The following is a 22,194-nucleotide window of genomic DNA, read 5'->3' on the forward strand; positions in this document are numbered from 1 at the left end:
TGCGCGTCTCGAAGGCACGAAGCCTTCGAGACGCTTAACTTTTTTGTGGGGACAGGTGCCCCGTTTGAAGCAGGAGGCTTTCCCAAGGCTATGGAAAAAATCCCTATGACGCCTGCTGGATATCAGGCTCTGACTGAAGAATTGAGACAGCGTAGCGGCGAAGAACGCCCGCGGATCATTGCCGCAATCTCCGAGGCCCGCGCCCATGGCGACCTCTCCGAGAATGCCGAGTATCACGCAGCCAAGGAACAGCAGAGCCTCAATGAAGGCCGCATTTCTGAACTGGAAGACAAGCTCTCGCGCGCAGAAGTCATCGATGTATCCAAGATGAGTGGCGACACCATCAAGTTTGGAGCAACGGTTACGCTGGTGGATGAAGACACCGACGAGGAAAAGACCTACCAGATCGTGGGTGACGTCGAGGCCGACCTGAAAAAGGGCAAGATCTCCCTGTCGTCCCCGATTGCCCGCGCGCTTATCGGCAAGCAGGTGGAAGACTCCGTCGAGGTCATGGCTCCGGGTGGTGCCAAGTCCTACGAAATTCTTGCCATCAAATATATCTGATCAAGACAAGTCCCGACAGGCCACTGGCCTGTCGCTTCGGGGCGCGCGCTTCACAAAAGCGCGCAAACGGAGTCGCCACAAGGACGGGCGCAACAAAAAAGCGCATTGGTGAAGCTCACACAATGCGCTTTGAAACCCGGATGGGCACTTTGAGATCCTGACAGTTCAGGACGTAAAATCAGTCACCCAGATTGATCGGTACATTCGGAGCATTCTTGCTCAGACGGATGGTGAGCGAAGTCCGGACGCTGTCCACGTTGGGCGCCGACGTCAGTTCATTGATGACGAAAGACTGGAACGCCTGAAGATCCGGAGCAACGCAGCGCAGGACAAAATCGATATCCCCAGACAGCATGTAGCATTCCCGAACCTGGGACCAGCCACGAACCCGCTCTTCAAAGGCAACCAGATCGGCCTCGGCCTGACTGTGCAGCCCAACCATGGCGATCGCGGTCACATCAAAACCGATTTGCTTTTCATCAACGATGGCGCGATAGCCCTTGATAATCCCGGCCTCTTCCAGAGCGCGCACGCGACGCAGGCAAGGAGGCGCAGAAATACCAACGCGACGCGCCAGTTCTACGTTTGTGATACGACCGTCATCCTGAAGCTCTTTCAGGATCTTCCAGTCGATGGGATCTAGTCTTGCTTTCAAGGCAAAAGGTCTCTTATTTTCGAGAAGCTCACGGGAATTGGAGCGCAATATTTGTAACATGGTATAGCGTGCGACGACACTCTATGATAGCGCAAAATGGATCTATCTGGAAAGTTTAGACACATTTCTGTGCCCATTTCGGACATAGATTAACGTTTCGGTGAATTATTTGAAAAGCGCACAGACTCAGGAGAGCAAAGAGTGGTAGTCGCTTCTGGCATGAGACTCTGGATTTTTAGCGATGGAAAAGCGGGCGACGAGAATCAGTGCCTGAGCGTCGCCGAGCGACTGGGCGGCTCGATCGAGATCCGGCGCGTTGCCCCCAAGGCGCCCTGGGTCTGGATGATGCCGCACGGCCCCATCCCGCCCGGTGACAGACCATCAAACCCCGCCTCGCCGCTGCACGGCCCTTTTCCCGACGTGGCCATCGCCTCGGGCCGCAGAACCGTGGCCTATCTGCGCAAGCTCAAGCAGGTGAGTCCGACGACCCTCACGGTGTTCCTCAAGGACCCGCGCTCTGCCAGCCTCAATGCCGACCTTGTCTGGGTACCTTTCCATGACAAGCGCCGCGACGCCAAGACAATCGTGACCCTCACTGGCCCGACGCGGCTGACCAGCGCACGCCTCAGAGAGGCCCGCATCAAGGCACCGCAGACCCTGCTGCATCTGCCAACCCCGCGGATAGCGCTTATCCTTGGCGGCGACACGGCCAAAGAGAAATTCGGCGAGAAGGCTTCCCGTCGCCTTGCCCATTATCTGGCCCACGATCTGCCGCCGGATATGTCTGTCATGGTTACGCCATCGCGCCGGACACCGACCCATCTGACGACAGCCGTTCGCAAGGCCCTGCAGAACCGGCCTCACTGGATCTGGGACGAGACGGGGGACAATCCCTACTTCTCGATGCTCGGCCTTGCCGATGCCATCATCACCACCGCCGATTCTCATTCCATGCTGTCAGATGTCCTTGCGACACAGGCGCCGGTTTACATCTTTGAGCCGGACGCCTATCCAAAGAAGCTGAAACGCACAATCCATCAACTGCTTCAACACCCATTCGTCCAACTTCTGCCCGCCCCCCTTGAAACGGGCACCCGGCCCGCCATAGATTCAACTGAACTGATAGCAGACGAAATCCGGGCGCTGCTAAACCCTACCTGATTGAGCGCGAGAAAGCCGAACACCCCGGTTTGCTTGCTCTCCCCAAAGAAAGATACTCCGATGCATAGCAAAGTCTTGATCATTGGTTCTGGACCGGCCGGCTACACAGCCGCCATTTACGCTGCCCGCGCCATGCTTGAGCCAACGCTCGTCGCCGGCATGCAGGAAGGTGGTCAGCTGACCATTACCACCGAGCTGGAAAACTATCCCGGATTTGCCGAGGAAATTCAGGGCCCATGGCTGATGGAACAGATGAAGGCGCAGGCCAGAAATGTCGGCACCAATCTGATCTCCGACATCATCACCGAGGTCGATTTCTCCTCCCGCCCCTTCAAGGCCAGGGGCGACTCCGGCACCGAATACACCGCCGACAGCGTGATTATCGCCACCGGCGCCCAGGCACGCTGGCTGGGGCTTGAAAGCGAAAACAAATTCAAGGGCTTCGGCATTTCCGCCTGCGCCACCTGTGATGGCTTTTTCTATCGCGGCAAGGAAGTGCTGGTAATCGGCGGCGGCAACACGGCCGTCGAAGAAGCTCTTTATCTGACCCACCATGCCAGCAAGGTGACCGTCATTCACCGCCGCAATGAATTCCGCGCCGAGAAGATCCTGCAGAACCGTCTCGAGAAGAACCCCAAGATCGACGTCATCTGGGACACCGTCGTCGAAGACTTCACCGGCAAGGAGGGCTTCCCACCGAGCGTGACCGGCGTCAGGCTGCGCAACGTCAAGACCGGCGAAGTATCCGAGCGGATGACCGACGGCATCTTCGTGGCCATCGGCCATGCCCCGGCTGTCGAACTGTTCCGTGACAGTCTGAAAATGAAGGAAAACGGTTATCTCTGGACGGCTCCTGATTCGACAGCAACATCGATTCCGGGCGTTTTTGCCGCCGGAGACGTCACCGACGACAAGTATCGGCAGGCCGTAACGGCAGCCGGGATGGGCTGCATGGCCGCTCTGGAAGCCGAACGCTTCCTTGCAGAACAAGAAGACGCTGAATAATAACGGGTTTTGCCCAGAAATTACGACCTAAGACCTCCGACTAGCTTGTTTTGCATTTGAAACGTCTTAGACTAAGGGCTACGCTTTAATCCGCATATCTGGCGTAGCCCAAACGCATATCGATGGGGCGGGCCAATCACAGCCGATCCGGGCTTTAAAAGGAACAGACAATAGCTCGAATTGCGCCTGCCGCAGTTCAGCCGGAGGAAACTATGGATTGGGACAAACTACGCATTTTTCATGCGGCCGCTGACGCTGGCAGCTTCACACATGCCGGCGACAAATTGCATATGAGCCAATCCGCAATTTCCCGACAGGTCAGTGCACTGGAGTCAGACCTTGGCGTGACGCTGTTCCACCGTCACGCGCGTGGCCTCATCCTCACCGAACAGGGCGAGTTGCTATATCGCACCGCTCACGACGTGCTGATGAAGCTCGAAACGGTTCGCACGCACCTTACGGACTCCAAGGAAAAGCCGACCGGCGAGTTGCGTGTCACGACGACGGTTGGCCTCGGCTCCGCATGGCTGACGTCGCATCTGGCCGAGTTCATGGAACTCTACCCCGGCATCGCCTTGACGCTGCTGCTGGAGAACGAGGACCTCGATCTGGGCATGCGTCAGGCCGACGTGGCCATTCGCCTGCACCAGCCGACCCAGCCAGACCTCATCCAGCGCAAGCTTTTCACCGTGCACTTCCATCTGTATGCCTCGGCGAGCTACCTGAAGAAATTCAGCCAGCCCCGCTCGATGGATGAACTGGAACAGCATCGGCTGATCTGCTTTGGTGACAACCACCCCAACTATCTCAAGGACGTCAACTGGCTGGAAACCGCCCAGATGCCTCCGGGCAAGAAACGCCAGATGGCACTGAAGGTGAACAACCTGCTGGGCATTCGCCATGCCGTCATGCGCGGTGCAGGCATAGCGATTCTTCCTGATTACGTCGTTCACCCCCGTGATGAGCTGATCCAGCTGCTTCCAAGTGTGGAAATGCCGAGCTTTGAGACATATTTTGTGTACGCAGCCGAGTTGAGAAACTCCATGCGCATTAATGCCGTCCGCGATTTTCTGCTGTCAAAGGCAGCCAGCTGGCATTATTAACCTCCATCCGGAGTCATTTTAGAAGATATCTTGCACCCATGAGTATTTGCTCATGGGTGTTTTAGTATTTACCCGTAAAGCCATGCGGCATCTGCATAGCAGATTTGCACCTGAACGCATTGAAAGCAGACTAATTAATAGGCATATATGCCTCAGCTGAAGGCAATAATCGTTGCTAACCTCCTCCCTGCGACGATGTTTGTAGCCAGCTGTTCCCCTCTGGAAGGTGATTGCTCCGCACTTTTGTGCGGAAAAAACTTTATAAGCCGGACTTAGGTCCGGCTTTTTTTCTTCCCTCTTCAAATCTCCACCAACACGACCAGATCTGCACAATTGTTGTGCAAGCTCATTAATTCGGCATTTTGTGTCATGCAGAATTGGAAAGTGCAGCACCTGCATTTTGATTCATGAGATTTGAGGAAATACCTACAGGCTTCCCGTGACAGGATATGAAAAGGGGGCCAATCAAGCCCCCTCATGCGTGTTCCGTATCTGAAGACCAATCTCTAGCGGTAGAGTATCTCTTTTGCGCCCAGATCCTTGTAGAGGTGCGCAACCTGTTCCCCGTAGCCATTGAAGATGCGCGTTTGAACAGTCTCTTTTGTGCCCAACAACTGCTCCGTTGACTGACTCCAGCGCGGATGCGGCACCTCCGGATTGACATTCGCCCAGAAGCCATATTCCTCGGCAGCAAGCTGTTCCCAGAAGCTGACTGGCCGTTCATCGGTGAAGGTAAAGCGGACAATGGACTTGATCGACTTGAAGCCATATTTCCACGGCAATGCCAGCCGCAGCGGCGCGCCAAACTGCTTGGCTGCGGGCTTGCCATAGACCCCGGTCACCAGAAAGGCCAGTTCGTTGGTCGCCTCCTCGAGCGTTACCCCTTCCACATAGGGCCACGGATACCAGCTCTGCTTCTGGCCGCTCGCCCAGTCCGCATTCTTGAATGTCTCCATCCGGATGTATTTGGCACCAGACAGCGGCTTGGCAAGGCGAACAAGCTCGGCCATGGCAAAACCGGTCCAGGGCACGGTCATTGCCCATGCCTCGACGCAGCGATGCCGATAGATACGCTCTTCCAGCGCCACGGAGCGGATGAGCTTGTCGATGTCGATCACCTGCTCCTGCTCGACCATACCATCTATGGTCACGGTCCAGGGGCGTGTCTCGATCCGCTGGGCCGCCCCTGCAATCTGTTTGTGCGAGCCGAATTCATAGAAATTGTTGTAGCGGCCGGTATAGTCTTCCGACGTGATGGCGCGTTCGACCTGATAGCTGTCATTCAGCTTGGCCGGATAAAGGTCCATCGTCGGGTCCTTGAAGTCGGATGTGCCGGTGGTCTGGCTGATGGGATCCCGGCCTGAACGCCCGCCGCCCTTGCTCTCAAGTCCGTTGTCGCAGCCAGCAAGCCCGAGCGCCGCCCCACCGATCAGCAGGGACGATCCGCCAAGGAACTTGCGCCGATTGAGATAATGCTGCTCGTCGGTCACAAGGCTTTCCCTTATGGCCCAGGACTTCTGTCGCTTGATAAACATGCCTCTCCCTCACACTTGTTGCTCGATGCCACAGTTCCTTGGCAGAAAGCCTAGCGAGAGACGACGACACATGCAATTCAACATCATGTGTCCATACGAGAGCACAAGAGAGCGCTGGAGCGGGTTCTGGCAGACGTCTGGCACAAGGCCTTATCAGGCAAACAGCACCGACCAGCCCCAAGAAATCGGCATCACGATCCAGAGAGCCGGGATCATGTTGGCCACGGGAAACTGCTTGATACCGCAAATACGCATGCCAACCGCCAGCATGATGCAGCCACCACAGGCGGAAAAGTCAGCCAGCATGGCAGGCGTGGTCAACGGGATGATCAGCACCGCCGCAAAGAAGAACAGACCCTGAATGACCAGCTGCGGAATAGCCAGAACTGCAATGATATAGCCCATCGTGGCGGCGAAGATCATCGCCGTGAACAGGTCCAGAATGGCCTTGACAATCAACAGCGTGGTATCGCCGGTCATGCCTTCCACCATCGCGCCATAGATCCCCGTGGCGCTCATGCTGAACAGAACCAATAGCGCGACGAAGCGGCCAATGAACTCGTCTGGAGCCATGGCTCCGTCCGAAGGGGTCAGTCTGGAGAGCATGGTCTTGGTTTTCGAAGACATCTTGTGAATGGCATTTTCAAGCTCGACAATTTCGCCGAACAGAGAGCCGACAATCAGCGCCAGCACCACCGGCGCAAGCGCCACGACCTTGCTGGCCATGGCAACACCGAGCCCCATGGAGGCAATGCCGAACACCATCGGCATGTTCTGTTTCACATTGTCGCTGATTTTGGAGCCAACAAAGGCTCCTGCCACGCTGCCGACCACAATGGCAGCGCCGTTGATGAGAGGACCAATCATAGTTATTCCTGTTATGGCTTATGTCGCCATTGTCTATGGCGTGTCATCGCCGTTTGTTCTTGTTGTTTGACGCCCTGCCACGACCGAACCCGCTGTCCTCCCCCAAGGTTCGTGCATGGTACTGGTTCAGAGCGTCACCCAAAGGTTCGCCAATAGGGTTTGCCAAGGCCTTCACTCCGGCATCCTGCTGAAGCGGCACAATGGCCAGCCCACCAAACCTTCAACGCCATCTCTTCGGCGTCAGACCAGCGCCATCAGTCTTCCGCCGAAAAGCCGAATTCGATTTCGGCCTTGGTATGAAAGACCTTGAGATTGTTGGCCTTCAGAACCGCCATCAACTGGCCGTATTCCTCGGCCGTCACAGCCATGGCCAGTTTCTGCGGTGGATCCTGCATATCAAAATAGCCGTTGGAATGGTAGCGCCCATCATGGCCAAACCCTTCCTGAGCCGTGGAAAGGGTCGCACCACGAATACCGAGCGCCATGGCCTGATCGATGATCCAGCGAGCCAATGGCCGATCGTCAAATTCGCGACTGCGCTGGGTAAAGAATGTTATGAGAAACCCGTGTGTCATGAGATTCCTGAGATCCGATGCTGAAAATGCATATGAGAAGCTGCCAGTCCTATCGGCGGTCATAGCGACCGGGCCCAACAAGGAGATACCCCTTGCATCTCCGGGCAGGAATAGGAAACTGGGAGAGAAGCTGGCCCACTATCGATCCTGCCGATGAAAAAGGCAACAGAAAAATTGACAAATCTGCCACCTCTGTCGCGTACGGAGATCAAACCCTCACCCACCGGCCTGTGGGTCTGTCAGAAGGCCGGATTGTCCGCCGCATAACACGAAAAGCGGAGCCGAAACCCCGCTTTTCTCTTGATATAACCTCTTTACACTGCGTTATTCGGCGGCCTTGGCCCCTTCAAGCACAAGATCGGCCTGACGACCGGTCAGTTCCTGCATGTGATCGAAGGTCGCGACGAAAGATGCCACGCCAGCCGAGATGGACCGCAGTTCGATGATCAGATCACCGATCTCCGATTGCGGCATCAGGCTTTCGACCACATCCCAGCCTTCCCAGCCGGGCCGGGCATCATAGCCCATCAACTGCCCCCGACGTCCGGCAACAATGGTGTTGACCTTGGCCGTTACGTCGTTGGGCACCGCGATCTTCACATTCATGATCGGCTCCAGCAGGACGGGGCTGCACTGTGGCAACCCTTCCCGCATGGCCAGCGTGCCAGCCGAACGGAAGGCCTGATCAGAGCTATCCACCGTGTGGAAGGAACCATCGCTCAGGTTGACCGCCAGATCGACAACCTCGAACCCCAGCGGCCCCTTGCCGAGCGCATCCTTGACGCCATTTTCGACCGAGCCGAAATACTGTTTCGGCACGACACCGCCGGTAATGCTCTCGCTGAACCGGAAGCCTTCACCACGCTCCAGAGGCTTGATATCGATGACGACATCACCAAATTGACCGTGGCCGCCGGACTGTTTCTTGTGCCTGCCACGAACCGAAATCCCCTTGCGGATGGTCTCCTTGTAGGGAACCGCAGGCGCATGGCTGTCGATGTTGATCGCGTATTTGCCAACCAGCCTTTCAACGGCAACACGCAAGTGCATTTCGCCCTGTCCGCGCAGGATGGTCTCGCTGCTGTCCTGATTTTGCTCGACCATCAGCGAGGGATCTTCCTCATACAGCTTCTGCAAGGTGGCGTGCAGCTTGACCTCGTCGCGATGCTCCTTCGGCTTTACGGCGATGGCAAAGACCGGCGGAGGCGCCTCAAAGACATCCAGAGCATCGATCCCGTCCTTGGCCGTTGTCAGCGTCATGCCCGTGTGGGCGTTATCAAGCTTGCCAAGGGCGATCACGTCACCGGCATTGGCGGCATTGTCCTTTATAGTTTTCTGGCCCTGAACATGGAACAGACCGGAGACCCGCCCGATTTCTTCCCCTTGTGGCCCATAGAAGACATCACCATCCTTGACCGCCCCCTTGAGCACGCGCGAGATGGACAGTTTGCCACCGTGCGAGGTGTGAATGCTCTTCATGACCTGAAGCACCGGCTCACCGTTTGGCATGTCCGGGCAGCCAAGACGCTCGGCGGTGTAGGTTATGCCGAGCCCTTCGTGGCGCAGCGCCTTGAGCAGACGCATGACACCATTTTCCTGCTCGGCAGCGCCAATCAATACCGGCATGACCTGACCGGTGCGCATTTCCTGCACCAGATCGGTAAAGATCTGCTCCTTGGAGGGTTCCATGTCCTCCAGCAGCATTTCCATCAGCTTGTCGTCATGATCGGACAGGGTTTCCAGCATGGAATAGCGGGCTTCCCATTCCCGCTCCTGATCATCTGCGCTCATATCCACCAGTTCGCTTGGCGCATGCTCGTTGTAAAGAAAGGCACGTTCCAGAGCCAGATCGATGTAGCCGATGGCCTGCTCGCCCTTCCAGATGGGAATCTGCCGCAGAAGCAGCGGCGTGTTCGACGCATGCTGCAGGGCTTCCACGATGGAGCGCACGCGCGTCGTGCATTTGTCCATTTTATTGATAAAGAGAATGCGGGGAATATTGCGCTCTTCAAGCTGTTTGAGAATGACCTGCAAGGCAGGGATTTTCTTCTCATCCGGTTCGCAGACAACAATCGCCAGATCAACAGCGGAGAGAGCAGGAAGGCTTTCAAACTGAAATTCGACCGAGCCGGGGCAATCAATAAAGATATAGGGATCTCCCAGAAACTCCGTTTCGGCAATATTGGCTTCCACAGACATGTGGTGGGCGCGGGCCTCTTCGGATGCATCGCCAACAGACCCTCCGCTGTCGACTGATCCGAATTTGTTGATTGCACCGGTTCGCGCCAATAAGGCTTCAAGGAGAGTTGTCTTACCGCTACCAAAGGGTCCGACGATGGCTACGCAACGTGGACCCTCGACTCTTCTGCCTTCTTGTCCCATGGCAAATCCTCCTTTTCTGTTTCTGCATGATGTCCGTCACCAGCCTGACATGCTGTTCCACACGGATCAGCACATCCTCCTCCTGGTGTAGATTGCAAGTTTGACTGCACCCCTCCTGTTTGATTAACGCGCCAAACTGTCAAAAGCGCGGACAATACCCCCTCAGCTTAGCGGAGATTTGGTCACCCCGTTTGATCAAACGCAAAGAATCCGGCGATTGCAGAAGGGACTCACCGCAATTTGACGGTTTGGCGACAGCCCTTCGTCTAACAACCACCTTTCGTCTATAAGACGAATTATCTAATTGAAGTAAAAGGACAATTGGCGCTTTGCCCCGAACAGCACCAGAGCCAAAAGAAAAGGGACGCCGATGGCGTCCCTTTACTCATTCTTCACTCCGCCCCGAAAAGGGGCAGGAATGTCGGTGCCGATCCTATTTCAGGGCAGCACAGAATTTCTTGATGCGTGCACATGCCTCGGTCAGCGCCTCGGTGGAGGTCGCATAGGAGATGCGGAAGTTCGGGCCGAGGCCGAAAGCGGAGCCCTGAACAACGGCAACGCCTTCTGCTTCCAGAAGCTCGGTGACGAAATCCTCGTCGGTTTCGATCACCTTGCCAGACGGAGCGGTCTTGCCGATCGTGCCAGCACAGGAGGGATAAACATAGAATGCCCCTTCCGGCATCGGGCAGGTCAGGCCTTCGCACTCGTTGAGAGCCTTGACCACCAGGTCGCGGCGCTGCTTGAACACTTCAGCACGCTCGGCGATGAAGTCCTGCGGACCGTTCAGAGCCTCGACCGATGCATACTGGGCAATCGAGCAAGGGTTGGAGGTCGACTGGGACTGCAGCTTCGCCATAGCCTTGATCAGCTCGACAGGACCGGCAGCATAACCGATACGCCAGCCGGTCATGGCATAGGCCTTGGAAACACCGTTGACCGTCAACGTGCGATCATAGAGTTTCGGCTCGATCTGAGCAGGCGTGGTGAACTTGAAGTTGTCATAGACCAGATGCTCATACATGTCGTCGCTCATCACCCAGACACGGGGATGCTTGACCAGCACGTCGGTCAGAGCCTTCAGTTCGGCTTCGCTGTAGGCTGCGCCAGACGGGTTGGATGGTGAGTTGAAGATCAGCCACTTGGTCTTTGGCGTGATCGCAGCGTCCAGAGCTTCCGGCGTCAGCTTGAAGGTTTCCTTGTCGGCTTCCACGATCACCGGCTCACCACCGGCGAGCAGAACCATGTCCGGGTAGGATACCCAGTAAGGCGTCGGGATAAGCACTTCGTCGCCCGGGTTCAGGGTGCAGACCAGTGCATTATACAGCACCTGCTTGCCACCCGTACCAACGGTGACCTGGTTGGGCTTGTAGTCAAGACCGTTCTCGCGTTTGAACTTGGCGCAAATGGCCTCTTTCAACTCTGGCAGACCGTCAACAGCGGTATATTTGGTCTTGCCTTCATTGATGGCCTTGATCGCAGCAGCCTTGATATTATCCGGTGTATCGAAGTCCGGCTCCCCGGCACCCAGACCGATGACGTCACGTCCAGCGGCCTTCAATTCCCGAGCCTTGTTGGTGACCGCAATGGTAGCGGACGGTTTCACGCGCGAAAGCTGCTCGGCGATAAAGCTCATTGAGCCCTCCAAATTTTCAGCTAGAAAAAAGACAAACGGACATGATGGCTGGGCAAATTTGCCAAGCCGCCCGCCCGCGCACCCTAGTGCAGCCCCATGCACAATTCAAGGCAAAGCACGCCATAATTGGCCGTTTTTGCAGCCCGGAATGAAAGTTTCTTGCGCACAAACGTACCCAACCAACAAGCCCTTGCCTACAAATGTTTCAGACTTACCGATATTCCCGTAAGTCCAAGGATGAATTCGGCAATTTACAAAACCTAACTCGATTAGGCAGATCCTTGTCCAGCCTGCAAATAAGCCACAGATGCGACATTCTGTCCAACATTACTAAACTGTAATTTTTGAACTTTGCAATATACTGAAATACGGACCGGGCGAGTCTGGCGCCCCAAAACCCAGATCGTGCAGCCCTCAACCCTTTGAGGCCGCACACAGACTCGAAACCGATCGGAGACAGCCCTCCGACTACCCCCGATCGGCCATACTGCAATCCGTTGGGAGGACCAAATGACGGACCATGCAGCCTTTAGGGGCTTGGGACAGGCCTTCAGACTTGCGTCTGCGGCCGTCCTGCTGACTGCACTGACATCCATATCAGGACCGGTGATTGGATGGAGCAAAGCCTATGCTTCCCCCACCGCCACAGCTGATAAACCATCCACTGAAAAGCAGATTACGGGCAAGAAGCCCGGCGAGACGGCCGACCACAGCAAGTTTGAAATCCTGCAACAGGATTTCAAGAGCGGACCGGAAGTCACCAAGGCCTGCCTCTCCTGCCACACCGAAGCGGCCACTCAGGTGCATGATTCCATTCACTGGAAATGGGAATATGACAACGAGAAAACCGGCCAGAAGCTTGGCAAGCGCTATGTGATCAACGCCTTCTGCGGCAACGTCGCATCCAACGAAGCCCGCTGCACATCCTGCCACGCCGGTTACGGCTGGACGGACATGCGCAAGGACCCGCCAGCCGCTCCAGAAGCGGTTGATTGCCTCGTCTGCCACGCTGACACACAATATTACAAGAAATTCCCGGCCAAGGCCGGGTTGCCCATCACCGAACCGATGGACTTCAACGGCAAGCCCTTCAAGGTTTCCAACCTGATCGAAGCGGCCCAGTCCGTTAGCTTGCCACAGCGCGACAACTGCGGTGCCTGTCACTATTATGGCGGCGGCGGCGATGGCGTCAAACACGGCGACATCGACAGCTCGCTCAACAAGCCCTCCAAGGACCTCGACGTGCACATGGCCGCCGACGGTGGCAACATGGCCTGCTCGGCCTGCCATTCCGGGTCGGGCCATGTCTGGCCAGGGTCACGCTACGACATGGAAGCCAAGCCGCAGGCACGCGACGATGAAGGCAAGAAGCTGCCTTCCTTTGCCATGCGTCGCATGAACGAAACCGCCTCCTGCGAGAGCTGCCACACGGACGCCCCCCACCAGGGCAAGACACTGGAAGCCATCAAGCTCAACAACCACACCGACACGGTTGCCTGCCAGACCTGCCACATCCCGGAATTCGCTCGCGGCGGCGTTGCCACCAAGATGCTCTGGGACTGGTCGACCGCTGGCAAGCTGAAGGATGGCAAGCCCTTCGCGCTCAAGGATGACAAGGGGCATCCCAGCTACGATTCCAAGAAGGGTGACTTCATCTATGAAGAGAATGTCAAGCCAACCTACAGCTGGTTCAACGGGCAGTTCACCTATGTCACCGACAACGATCCGGTTGATACGTCCAAACCAGTCATTCTCAATGCTCTGGGCGGCAGTGCAAACGACGAGACCGCCCGCATCTGGCCGTTCAAGCTGATGCACACCAAGCAGCCGATCGATGCGGAAAGCAAGAAGCTTGTCTATATGCATTTGTTCGGCAAGGACTCCGACGCCTTCTGGAAAAGCTTTGACTGGCCGAACGCCATCAAGGCCGGACAGGAATATATGGGCAAGGACTATTCGGGCAAGTTCGAGTTCATCGAAACCCGCATGTGGTGGCCCATCACCCACATGGTTGCCCCGTCGGACAAGGCCGTGCAGTGCGAAGAATGCCATAGTAAGGGCGGCCGCCTCGAAGGCATCGAAGGGGTCTACATTCCCGGACGGGACGACATGCCCCTCATCAACTGGCTGGGCTATGGCCTGATCATCCTGACGATACTGGGCGTGGCAATCCACACGATCTTCCGCATTGCCACCCGCAAACAGCGTCAACACTAGGGAGGACAGACACATGACCGACATGACATCTGCCTCAAGCCCTGCCACTGGCAAGGCAGAAAGCAGCAAGGCCAAAACCTTTCATCGCAAGGTCAAGAACTACAGTCGCTATGAGCGCTTCTGGCACTGGTCTCAGGCAATCCTGATCTTCACTCTGGCCTTCTCCGGCTTCACGGTGCACGGGACGATCCGCTTCATCCCGTTCGCCACGGCGGTAATGATCCACGATATCGCCGCCTTCGTGCTGATCTTCCTGTGGCTGTTCACGGCCTTCTGGACCTTCACCACCGGGCAATGGCGTCATTTCGTGCCCACCAACGCCGGACTCTGGGACGTCATCATGCATTATCTCGTCGGCATGATGCGTGGTCAGCCCCATCCCTACAAGCGCACGCTCAGCCGCAAGCAGAACCCGCTGCAGTCCTTTGCCTATTTCTCCATCATGACTGTGGTAGGTCCGCTGCTCTGGCTCTCCGGGCTGGCCTACATGTTCTACAGCTTCTGGGAAGGCAACTCGGGCAACAACGACATCTTCAGTCTGGTCGTGCTGCTGCACCTCATCGGAGCTTTCCTGATGGTCGCCTTCGTGATCGGCCATATCTATATGGTCACCACAGGCAAGACGCTGATCCATTACACCAAGGCCATGATCACCGGCTTTGAGGACATGGAACTGACGGAAGCCGAGGTCACCTACCTCGAAACCCACGAACCAGACCGCATCAAATAACGACAACTGCACCGAGCCAACCTGCCAAGGCCGCAACCCCGTTGCGGCCTTTTTCTTTGCCCATGCCTGAAGGCCGATCCTTCGCCCTGAGCCAAGGACGGAACGCGGCCTACGACCAACGACGTGTGACAACCCGCCTCACCAACTAAATTCGAATATCAAAAACAGGCATTTTATAGTCTTGTTTAATCAATCCACTGACTCGGTCCGGAGCCGGTTCAGCTTTTCATGCAGCAAGATCAGTTTCTGCCGGAAAATTGATCTTCCTTCCTTTTTGCATTTGTTCGGAGGACCACATGGCGAACTTTGCATTTGAAGGCAGATGGCCACTCGACAAGACCAGCATGAGGCCTGGTCTGGCGACATCTGCCCTTGTTGTTTTGTCCCTGTTGTTGCTGCCGATTGGTGCAGCATCAGCCGCATCGGGCGACGCCCTGCCCCATTCGCCGCTCAGCCCGGAGGCAAAAGCCAGCTTGCAGCTTTCTGGCAAGCCAGCTGGCGGCACGGCCGATCACTCCAGGTTCGAGATCCTGCAACAGGATTTCAAGTCCGGCCCCGAGGTTACCAAGGCCTGCCTTTCCTGCCACACCGAGGCGGCAGATCAGGTGCAGCATACCTTGCACTGGAAATGGCAGACCACCAACGAGGCAACCGGACAGACCCTTGGCAAGCGGACGGTGATCAACGCCTTCTGCGGCAACGTCGCTTCCAATGAGCCACGCTGCACCTCCTGTCACGCCGGGTATGGCTGGGAGGACATGCGCAAGGATCCACCGTCTGAGCCGGAAGCGGTCGACTGCCTTGTCTGCCATGCGGACACTGCTCTCTACAGCAAATACCCGACCAAGGCCGGACATCCGCTTTATGAGCCGATCACGGTCAATGGCAAGACGGAGATGCCCCCCGACCTTGGCAAGGCAGCCCGGTCGGTCACCAATCCGCAACGTCAGAACTGTGGCTCCTGCCACTATTACGGTGGCGGCGGCGATGGCGTCAAACACGGCGATCTGGACAGCTCTCTGAACCAGCCGGACAAGACGCTCGACGTGCATATGAACAAGGACGGTCTCAACATGGCCTGCACCGCCTGTCACGCAGGCTCCGGCCATCAATGGCCCGGCTCGCGTTACAGTATGGAGGCCAAGCCGACAACCGTCGCCAGAGATGGCGAGGAAACAAAGACTGCCAAGATCCGCAAGCTCGATCAGTTGGCCAGCCTGATGGAACCATCGGCAACCTGCGAAAGCTGCCACTCGAACCGCCCCCATGACGGCAGCGACCTGATGGGCATCAAGCTCAACGACCACACCGATACGGTTGCCTGCCAGACCTGCCACATCCCCGAATTTGCCCGCGGCGGCGTTGCAACAAAAACCCTCTGGGACTGGTCAACCGCTGGCAAGCTGAAAGACGGCAAACCCTACAAGGACATGGATGAGCACGGTCACCCCAGCTACATGTCTGAAAAGGGCAATTTCGAATATGGCGAGAATATCAAGCCTTTCTATGCCTGGTTCAACGGCGAGACCACATGGACCCTGCTGGACGACAAGATCGATCCCACCAAGGTCGTCGAGATCAACGCCCTTGGTGGCTCTCCAAGCGATGGCAAATCCCGCATCTGGCCCTTCAAGCAGATGCTGTCGCGCCAACCTTATGACATGGAAACCAACCAGTTGGTCTACAATCATGTCTTCGGCAAGGACGACACGGCCCTCTGGACCAATTTCGACTGGAGCAAATCCGTGCCCGCGGCGATGGACTTCATCGGCAAGGACTTCTCCGGCAAACTCGGCTTTGTCGACACCCACATGTATTGGCCGATCACCCACATGGTCGCGCCAAAAGATCAGGCCGTGCGCTGCACTGAGTGCCACGCCAAACAGGGCCGCCTTGATGGCATCACCGGCATCTACATGCCGGGGCGTGACACGTTCAAATGGCTGGACTGGATCGGCTACGCCGCCTTCGGCCTTACCGTGCTGGGCGTCCTGTTCCACGCCTTGCTGCGCATCATCTTCCGCAATCGCAAGAAACAGGCCTGAGGAGACCAATCATGACTGACATACCGTCTTCCACCTCGTCTTCTGGCCCGTCTTCTGGCCGATCTGAAGAACTGACCATCCGGCCAGATGTCAAAAAGCGGGCGGTGAAGATCTACACCCGCTACGAACGCTTCTGGCACTGGTCACAGGCGCTGCTGATCTTCATTCTGGCCTTCTCCGGCTTCAATCTGCACGGCACGCTTTCCCTCGTGCCCTTCCCGCTGGCGGTCATGGTCCACACCTACGCCGCCATCCTGCTACTGGTCCTCTGGCTCTTTACCACCTTCTGGAATTTCACCACCGGACAGTGGCGCCACTATCTGCCGCAGAACAAGGGGTTGTTCGCCGTGATCAAATTCTATGCCTACGGCATCATCATGGGCGCGCCGCACCCCTATTCGAAAAGCCTTGCCCGCAAGCAGAATGCCCTGCAGTCACTGGCCTATCTGACCTTCATGGTCATCATCGGCCCGGCCCTCTGGCTCTCGGGCATCGCCTATCTGCTCTATGGCCTTTGGGAAACAATGCAGAACAGCCAGCAGATCTTTTCGCTGGTCGCCTTCGTGCATACGGCTGCCGCCTTTGCCATGATCACCTTCGTCGTGATCCATGTCTACATGACGACCACCGGCAAGACGGTGTTCCACTACATCAGGACGATGATCACCGGCTATGAAAAGATCGAACTGACGCCCGCAGAAGAGGCCTATCTGGAAGAGCAGCAACCGGACATGCTGAAGGCGAACGAATAGCTCGAATGACCTGTTTCAAAAAAGAAGCCGCAGCACAGGCTGCGGCTTGTTCTTTTTGCGACACGACCAGACTGAAAGGGCAACGCGGCCCCTTACTGGCAATTATTCGAAAGCCGTACCAGGTTTGACGCCGAACTTTTTCAGGATCATCGCAGCCGGGCAGAAGCCGGTGAAGGCAGACTGCAGCATGTTGGCACCAATGAAAACCGTTAGCCAGATAAACAGCGGATGAACGTAAACCGTAAGCACGACAGAAAGCAGGACCATGAAGCCTGCAAATGCGAGAATGGAGCGATCCAGAGACATTTTAGCACCTCGTTAAATTAGAACTTGCGAATATACATAACAAATGATTTTCGCAAGGTAAAGTCCAAAGATCAGGATTCATGCTGAGGCAAGCTGTCGCGGACTTTAGGCATTTTCCGCCCATCACATACATTTGTAGCAGCTGCCCCGAAATCGTCACAATATTGATCAGCTTGCGCCCATTTTACCGCAAATCTGGGCCTTAATCCCGTGAGACAGTGATCATGGACCAACCCTTTTTCGGGAACTCAGAACAATGAAATTGCCAGAGACTTTTTTTAATGACCGGATCAAAGATCGGAAAAGAAAGCGCCATAGCATTGCACTGCACCCAAAAGCCGATCTCGAGCATTCCTTTTCCAAAGCCTTCAAGATCTGGATTGGCGCCTATGCGCTGATTGTCGCCGCAGCCCTGACTGTAACCTTTGGCTCCCAGGCTCATTCCAGCCCGGCCACAACTGTCAGCCCGCAAGCGGCTCCCATTGCCTCCCCGCTCCTCGTTACACCTGATGACATGCAATCGGGTGGCCTTCTGTTCAAGGCCAAGGAGGCGGGCAAATATATTGAAGCCCCGAAAGTAGCCACCGACATCAAGGTCGACGTCACCGGACCGGTTGCGCGCACCATCGTGACGCAGAAATTTCTCAATCCGAGCGATGCCTGGGTAGAAGGGATCTATGTCTTCCCGCTGCCGGACACCGCCGCTGTCGACCAGTTGAAAATGAAGATCGGCGACCGCATCATCGAAGGCAAGATCAAGCCTCGCGAAGAAGCACGCCAGATCTATGAAGCCGCCAAACAGGAAGGCAAGAAGGCGAGCCTCCTGGAACAGCAGCGCCCCAATCTGTTCACCAACGCCGTGGCCAATATCGGCCCCAAGGACTCGATCACTATCCAGATCGAATACCAGCAGACCATTCCGCGCAAGGACGAGGAATTCTCCCTGCGCGTGCCGCTGGTCGTCGCACCACGCTACAATCCGCTCGCCAAGCCACTGCAACCGGTCATCGACCTCAAGGCCAACCAGTCCGATGGTGGCAACGGCTGGTCCAGCACAGACCCGGTGCCGGATCGCGACACCATCACCGCACCCGTGCTCGACCCGGAGAAGGATGGCAAGAGCAATCCGGTTAGCCTCAGCGTCGATCTGAAAGCCGGCTTCCCCCTCGACAAGGTCGTCAGCCACTATCATGACGTGGTCATCAAGCCGGCGGGCAGCAAGGAAATATCCCTCAGCCTCAAGAACGAAGTCGTTCCGGCCGACAAGGATTTCCTCCTGACCTGGACTGGCAAACCGACCGAAACCCCGAACCTCGGCCTCTTCAGCCAGACCCTCAAGGACGATCCCGCCGGGCGCCAGACCGGGGATGGCCAGAAGAAGGAAGCCAACGGCGAGGAACGGGAAGAGGAAACCCTCTCGGAGGGTGACACCAACCAGTATCTGCTCGCCTATATCACGCCCCCTTACAAGCTGGCCAAGGATCTGCAGACGCCGCCACGCGAGGTCGTCTTCGTCATTGACCAGTCTGGCTCGATGGATGGCCCATCCATCCGTCAGGCCAGAGAAAGCCTGATCGAAGCCCTCGGTCAGTTGAGGCCGGAGGACAAATTCCAGATTATCCGCTTCAACAACGAAATGGCGCAGCTGTTCCCGGCGCCCCAGCCTGCCGACAAGGAAAACCTGTCAACGGCCCGCTACTGGGTTGCCGCAATTCAGGCCGGAGGTGGCACCGAGATGCTCCCTGCCATGCAGGCGGCATTGAAGGATGCGAACCCGAATGCCCCGACCCTGCGGCAAGTGATCTTCCTCACCGACGGCGCCATCGGCAACGAACGTGAACTGTTCGAAACCGTCAAGGCGCAGAAGGGCCGCTCCCGCATCTTCACGGTCGGTATCGGCTCGGCCCCCAACAGCTTCTTCATGTCCCGCGCTGCCGAAGTTGGCCGTGGCACCTTCACCCAGATTGGCAACATCACGGAAGTCAAAAGCAAGATGGCCGAGCTGTTCACCCAACTGACAACCCCGGTCGCCACCGATCTCAGCATTTCCTTTGCCAACGACAAGGACATCGAGGCATCCCCGAGCGAACTGCCCGACCTCTACAAGGGAGAGCCGGTCATCGTCGCCTTCAAGGGCAAGGATCTGGGCAACGAGCTGACCCTCAGCGGCCGCTTTGACAATCAACCCTGGTCAATGACCGTGGACATCACCAAGGCAGCACCGTCCGCCGCCGTCGACAAGCTGTGGGCTCGAGGCAAAATCCGCCAGTTGGAGAATGAGCGTCTGCTGTCAACCGACAGCGCCGGTATCGACAAAGCCATTGAAACCCTCGGCCTCCGCCACCATCTGGTTACGCGCCTCACCAGCCTTGTCGCCGTGGATGTAACCCCGGTTCGACCGGAAGGCGAGGCCATTGACAGCCGCAAGGTGCCGCTCAACCTGCCAGACGGCTGGAACATGGATGCTGTCTTCGGTGACGAGCCCCAGGTTCAGCCATCCATGGCCCCCAATGCTCCAACCGGGTCTGCCGCTCCGATGCGAGCACTCAAACGCAGCTTCGGCCTCAGCGCTCCGGCGATGGACGCAATGGCCACAAGCCCTGCCCCCACCAGCAACGCCAAGGTGGCAGCACTGGTACCAACCGGCGGCAACCAGATCCTGCTGCCGAAAACGGCAACCCCGGCCAGCCTGTTGATCCTCGCAGGCATTGCCCTGCTGACATTGGCAGGCGCCCTGCTCGCCTGGCTGCAATGGCGCAAGATCACACCGGAACTGCGCTGACGCACAAAGGAAAACCCGCGCACGAGACCACCCCGTGCGCGACCTGAACCACCATTCATAACAGGAACACCATGAGATACCCCCGCCCCACGCAGTATAAATTAGGCACCCTTGGTGCCGTGGCTCTTGGACTGCTGGGGCTGGGGTTGCTGCTCTGGGGCAGTTGGATCCCCATCAAGGCGCAACTGGCGCAGGTCCTTCTGGAACGCGCTTGGCAACAGAGCAGAACCGATGGTAAGCCGCACAAGGCATGGCCATGGGCCGACAGTTGGCCGGTCGCCCGCCTGACCATCCCGTCCCTAGATCTGCACACCATCATCCTAAAGGAGGCTGGTGGCGAAGGGCTCGCCTTCGGTCCCGTTCTGCTCGCACAGGGAGCGCCACTGGGCACGGCAGGCACCAGCATCATCGCAGCACACCGGGACACCCATTTCCAACCCCTCCAGCATCTTCAGACCGGCGCTCTGGTGGAGGTCGAACAGATGACCGGCCCCACGCTCACCTATCGCATCGACGGCAGCAAGATCGTCCGCTGGGATCAGTCGGGTCTGCAGAAGGACAGCCAGAGCCCGTTGCTGGTGCTCTCGTCTTGTTGGCCGTTTAATGGCATGGTCGGTGGCCCCTTGCGCTATCTCGCCTTCGCCAGCCCCACCGAGGCGACTGCCCGCCGGCTGGCAAACGCCACCTCCACCGTGATCCAGCACCAGTTGGCAGCCTTCACTGAGGCTGCGTCACAACGCCCCTGATTCATCAAATTCCTTGTTGGATTGATGAATAGAATTCAGTTGCAGTCATGGGGCTGTTTGCCTTAGAAGTCGGTGATCCGGACAAACAGTGCGCCGGAGCTCTCCCTTACCGTTCTGAAAGCTGCTCCAATGCCAAGAATGACCGCCAACCTGTTGTTGCTGATTGCCGCCATCGTCTGGGGGGCCGCCTTTGTAGCCCAGTCCACGGCCATGGACTCCATCGGCCCGATGAACTTCACCGGCGTGCGCTTCATTCTGGCAACATTGGCAGTTGCGCCCTTCGCCTATTTCGAACGGCGGCGGGTGAGCAATCCCATTCCCATGCCTGTCATCATCAAGGGCATTCTGATCGGGGCTATCTTCTTTGCAGGCATCGGCTTTCAGCAAATGGGGTTCGCCACGACGTCCGTTACCAACGCAGGCTTCCTTACCGCAATGTATGTGCCGCTGACCCCAGTCATCGGCGTGCTGGTCTTCCGTAGCTGGCCATCTCCGATGATCTGGCCGCTTGTGGCTCTGTCCATCATGGGCGCCTATCTTCTGGCTGGCAGCCTCGAAGCCATGAAGCAGGGCGATATCCTGATGATGTTCAGCGCACTGTGCTGGACGTTCCAGATCATTCTGGTTGGCCGCATGGTCGGCAAATATGGCAACCCGCTGGCTTTTGCGCTGCTCCAGTTCGCAACGGCAGGCGTGCTCGGCCTGCTGTTTGGTCTGCCCTTTGAGAGCCTCGACATTGCAAGTCTGCAGGGCGCATGGTTCGAGATCATCTATACCGGCGTCTTCTCCGGCGCTCTGGCCTTTGGTCTGCAGGCCATCGGCCAACGCTACACGCCACCGGCAGACGCGGCAATCATCCTCTCCGGCGAAAGCCTGTTTGCGGCCATCTTCGGCGCAATCCTGCTGGGTGAGCGCCTGACACCGAGCCAGTATTTCGGCTGCTTCCTGATCTTCTCCTGCATCCTGCTGGTGGAATTGCTGCCGCAGATCCAGAAGCGCCTGCGCAAGTCCAAGAAGCCCGCCGAAGCATCGGCCGACATCCCGGCCTGAATGCTGTCCTCAAGACACTAGGTCCCCTGCACTTGCCAAAAGCCAAGGGCTTGCTTGCCCAAAACCAAGGGCTTAGAGCCATATAA

General features: G+C 57.1%; 18 protein-coding genes. 11 read left to right on the plus strand and 7 right to left on the minus strand.

Features of this window, described 5'->3' with window-relative positions:
- Nucleotides 1–90 precede the first annotated feature (90 nt).
- Nucleotides 91–564: a transcription elongation factor GreA gene (gene greA / locus DSL70_RS12610; RefSeq protein WP_119308265.1), complete on the plus strand. Its 474-nt coding sequence runs from the start codon at nucleotides 91–93 to the stop codon at nucleotides 562–564.
- 178 nt (nucleotides 565–742) lie between these two features.
- On the opposite strand, the gene DSL70_RS12615 is transcribed toward greA, so the two are convergent.
- Nucleotides 743–1,219, minus strand: a complete 477-nt coding sequence (locus DSL70_RS12615) for an Lrp/AsnC family transcriptional regulator (protein WP_119308392.1) — start codon at nucleotides 1,217–1,219, stop codon at nucleotides 743–745.
- 201 nt (nucleotides 1,220–1,420) lie between these two features.
- Between DSL70_RS12615 and DSL70_RS12620 the strand changes: the two genes are divergently transcribed.
- From DSL70_RS12620 to DSL70_RS12630, 3 genes are all read left to right on the plus strand, one after another.
- Nucleotides 1,421–2,380, plus strand: coding sequence for a mitochondrial fission ELM1 family protein (locus DSL70_RS12620; RefSeq protein WP_162916658.1), 960 nt, complete (start codon nucleotides 1,421–1,423; stop codon nucleotides 2,378–2,380).
- A 60-nt stretch (nucleotides 2,381–2,440) separates the two neighbouring features.
- Nucleotides 2,441–3,385, plus strand: coding sequence for a thioredoxin-disulfide reductase (gene trxB / locus DSL70_RS12625; RefSeq protein WP_119308267.1), 945 nt, complete (start codon nucleotides 2,441–2,443; stop codon nucleotides 3,383–3,385).
- 212 nt (nucleotides 3,386–3,597) lie between these two features.
- Nucleotides 3,598–4,488, plus strand: a complete 891-nt coding sequence (locus DSL70_RS12630) for a LysR family transcriptional regulator (RefSeq protein ID WP_119308268.1) — start codon at nucleotides 3,598–3,600, stop codon at nucleotides 4,486–4,488.
- A gap of 506 nt (nucleotides 4,489–4,994) precedes the next feature.
- Here DSL70_RS12630 and msrP read toward each other — a convergent pair.
- The 5 genes from msrP to DSL70_RS12655 form a co-directional block, all read right to left on the minus strand.
- Nucleotides 4,995–6,023 (minus strand): protein-methionine-sulfoxide reductase catalytic subunit MsrP, encoded by a 1,029-nt coding sequence (msrP, locus tag DSL70_RS12635; protein WP_119308269.1) that lies wholly within the window; start codon nucleotides 6,021–6,023, stop codon nucleotides 4,995–4,997.
- A gap of 153 nt (nucleotides 6,024–6,176) precedes the next feature.
- Nucleotides 6,177–6,890 (minus strand): DUF554 domain-containing protein, encoded by a 714-nt coding sequence (locus DSL70_RS12640; RefSeq protein WP_119308270.1) that lies wholly within the window; start codon nucleotides 6,888–6,890, stop codon nucleotides 6,177–6,179.
- Between the two features lie 254 nt (nucleotides 6,891–7,144).
- On the minus strand, nucleotides 7,145–7,465 hold the full coding sequence (locus DSL70_RS12645) for a DUF190 domain-containing protein (protein ID WP_119308393.1): 321 nt from the start codon (nucleotides 7,463–7,465) through the stop codon (nucleotides 7,145–7,147).
- A 324-nt stretch (nucleotides 7,466–7,789) separates the two neighbouring features.
- The gene (locus tag DSL70_RS12650) at nucleotides 7,790–9,847 is read right to left on the minus strand and encodes an elongation factor G (protein ID WP_119308271.1); all 2,058 of its coding nucleotides are present in this window, start codon (nucleotides 9,845–9,847) and stop codon (nucleotides 7,790–7,792) included.
- 433 nt (nucleotides 9,848–10,280) lie between these two features.
- The gene (locus DSL70_RS12655; RefSeq protein ID WP_119308272.1) at nucleotides 10,281–11,480 is read right to left on the minus strand and encodes a pyridoxal phosphate-dependent aminotransferase; all 1,200 of its coding nucleotides are present in this window, start codon (nucleotides 11,478–11,480) and stop codon (nucleotides 10,281–10,283) included.
- Nucleotides 11,481–11,990: 510 nt separating this feature from the next.
- On the opposite strand from DSL70_RS12655, the gene DSL70_RS12660 reads away from it, so the two are divergent.
- The 4 genes from DSL70_RS12660 to DSL70_RS12675 all read left to right on the plus strand — a co-directional run bounded on the left by DSL70_RS12660 (nucleotide 11,991) and on the right by DSL70_RS12675 (nucleotide 17,224).
- Entirely contained in the window at nucleotides 11,991–13,697 is a 1,707-nt protein-coding gene (locus tag DSL70_RS12660; RefSeq protein WP_119308273.1) for a tetrathionate reductase family octaheme c-type cytochrome, read from the plus strand.
- Nucleotides 13,698–13,710: 13 nt separating this feature from the next.
- Nucleotides 13,711–14,427, plus strand: coding sequence for a cytochrome b/b6 domain-containing protein (locus tag DSL70_RS12665; RefSeq protein ID WP_119308274.1), 717 nt, complete (start codon nucleotides 13,711–13,713; stop codon nucleotides 14,425–14,427).
- 296 nt (nucleotides 14,428–14,723) lie between these two features.
- Nucleotides 14,724–16,472 carry a tetrathionate reductase family octaheme c-type cytochrome gene (locus DSL70_RS12670; protein WP_205563245.1) on the plus strand — a complete coding sequence of 583 codons (1,749 nt, stop codon included), beginning with the start codon at nucleotides 14,724–14,726 and terminating at the stop codon, nucleotides 16,470–16,472.
- An 11-nt stretch (nucleotides 16,473–16,483) separates the two neighbouring features.
- Nucleotides 16,484–17,224: a cytochrome b/b6 domain-containing protein gene (locus tag DSL70_RS12675; RefSeq protein WP_119308275.1), complete on the plus strand. Its 741-nt coding sequence runs from the start codon at nucleotides 16,484–16,486 to the stop codon at nucleotides 17,222–17,224.
- A gap of 102 nt (nucleotides 17,225–17,326) precedes the next feature.
- On the opposite strand, the gene DSL70_RS12680 is transcribed toward DSL70_RS12675, so the two are convergent.
- Complete coding sequence (locus DSL70_RS12680) at nucleotides 17,327–17,530, minus strand: YgaP family membrane protein (protein ID WP_119308276.1); 204 nt, start codon at nucleotides 17,528–17,530, stop codon at nucleotides 17,327–17,329.
- A 256-nt stretch (nucleotides 17,531–17,786) separates the two neighbouring features.
- Here DSL70_RS12680 and DSL70_RS12685 point away from each other — a divergent pair, with 256 nt between their 5' ends.
- The 3 genes from DSL70_RS12685 to DSL70_RS12695 all read left to right on the plus strand — a co-directional run bounded on the left by DSL70_RS12685 (nucleotide 17,787) and on the right by DSL70_RS12695 (nucleotide 22,108).
- The gene (locus DSL70_RS12685; RefSeq protein WP_119308277.1) at nucleotides 17,787–20,312 is read left to right on the plus strand and encodes a marine proteobacterial sortase target protein; all 2,526 of its coding nucleotides are present in this window, start codon (nucleotides 17,787–17,789) and stop codon (nucleotides 20,310–20,312) included.
- A 71-nt stretch (nucleotides 20,313–20,383) separates the two neighbouring features.
- Nucleotides 20,384–21,058: a class GN sortase gene (locus tag DSL70_RS12690; protein WP_119308278.1), complete on the plus strand. Its 675-nt coding sequence runs from the start codon at nucleotides 20,384–20,386 to the stop codon at nucleotides 21,056–21,058.
- A 129-nt stretch (nucleotides 21,059–21,187) separates the two neighbouring features.
- Nucleotides 21,188–22,108 (plus strand): DMT family transporter, encoded by a 921-nt coding sequence (locus DSL70_RS12695; protein ID WP_119308279.1) that lies wholly within the window; start codon nucleotides 21,188–21,190, stop codon nucleotides 22,106–22,108.
- Nucleotides 22,109–22,194 lie beyond the last annotated feature (86 nt).

The sequence above is a fragment of the Cohaesibacter haloalkalitolerans genome, assembly GCF_003574655.1.
Lineage (GTDB): Bacteria > Pseudomonadota > Alphaproteobacteria > Rhizobiales > Cohaesibacteraceae > Cohaesibacter > Cohaesibacter haloalkalitolerans.

What these genes read in the sequence shown, in the direction of transcription:
- greA (WP_119308265.1), top strand. Translation starts at nt 91, where the DNA reads ATGGAAAAAATCCCTATGACGCCTGCTGGATATCAGGCTCTGACTGAA.
- trxB (WP_119308267.1), top strand. Translation starts at nt 2,441, where the DNA reads ATGCATAGCAAAGTCTTGATCATTGGTTCTGGACCGGCCGGCTACACA.
- DSL70_RS12630 (WP_119308268.1), top strand. Translation starts at nt 3,598, where the DNA reads ATGGATTGGGACAAACTACGCATTTTTCATGCGGCCGCTGACGCTGGC.
- msrP (WP_119308269.1), bottom strand. Translation starts at nt 6,023, where the DNA reads ATGTTTATCAAGCGACAGAAGTCCTGGGCCATAAGGGAAAGCCTTGTG.
- DSL70_RS12640 (WP_119308270.1), bottom strand. Translation starts at nt 6,890, where the DNA reads ATGATTGGTCCTCTCATCAACGGCGCTGCCATTGTGGTCGGCAGCGTG.
- DSL70_RS12645 (WP_119308393.1), bottom strand. Translation starts at nt 7,465, where the DNA reads ATGACACACGGGTTTCTCATAACATTCTTTACCCAGCGCAGTCGCGAA.
- DSL70_RS12650 (WP_119308271.1), bottom strand. Translation starts at nt 9,847, where the DNA reads ATGGGACAAGAAGGCAGAAGAGTCGAGGGTCCACGTTGCGTAGCCATC.
- DSL70_RS12655 (WP_119308272.1), bottom strand. Translation starts at nt 11,480, where the DNA reads ATGAGCTTTATCGCCGAGCAGCTTTCGCGCGTGAAACCGTCCGCTACC.
- DSL70_RS12660 (WP_119308273.1), top strand. Translation starts at nt 11,991, where the DNA reads ATGACGGACCATGCAGCCTTTAGGGGCTTGGGACAGGCCTTCAGACTT.
- DSL70_RS12665 (WP_119308274.1), top strand. Translation starts at nt 13,711, where the DNA reads ATGACCGACATGACATCTGCCTCAAGCCCTGCCACTGGCAAGGCAGAA.
- DSL70_RS12670 (WP_205563245.1), top strand. Translation starts at nt 14,724, where the DNA reads ATGGCGAACTTTGCATTTGAAGGCAGATGGCCACTCGACAAGACCAGC.
- DSL70_RS12675 (WP_119308275.1), top strand. Translation starts at nt 16,484, where the DNA reads ATGACTGACATACCGTCTTCCACCTCGTCTTCTGGCCCGTCTTCTGGC.
- DSL70_RS12680 (WP_119308276.1), bottom strand. Translation starts at nt 17,530, where the DNA reads ATGTCTCTGGATCGCTCCATTCTCGCATTTGCAGGCTTCATGGTCCTG.
- DSL70_RS12685 (WP_119308277.1), top strand. Translation starts at nt 17,787, where the DNA reads ATGAAATTGCCAGAGACTTTTTTTAATGACCGGATCAAAGATCGGAAA.
- DSL70_RS12690 (WP_119308278.1), top strand. Translation starts at nt 20,384, where the DNA reads ATGAGATACCCCCGCCCCACGCAGTATAAATTAGGCACCCTTGGTGCC.
- DSL70_RS12695 (WP_119308279.1), top strand. Translation starts at nt 21,188, where the DNA reads ATGCCAAGAATGACCGCCAACCTGTTGTTGCTGATTGCCGCCATCGTC.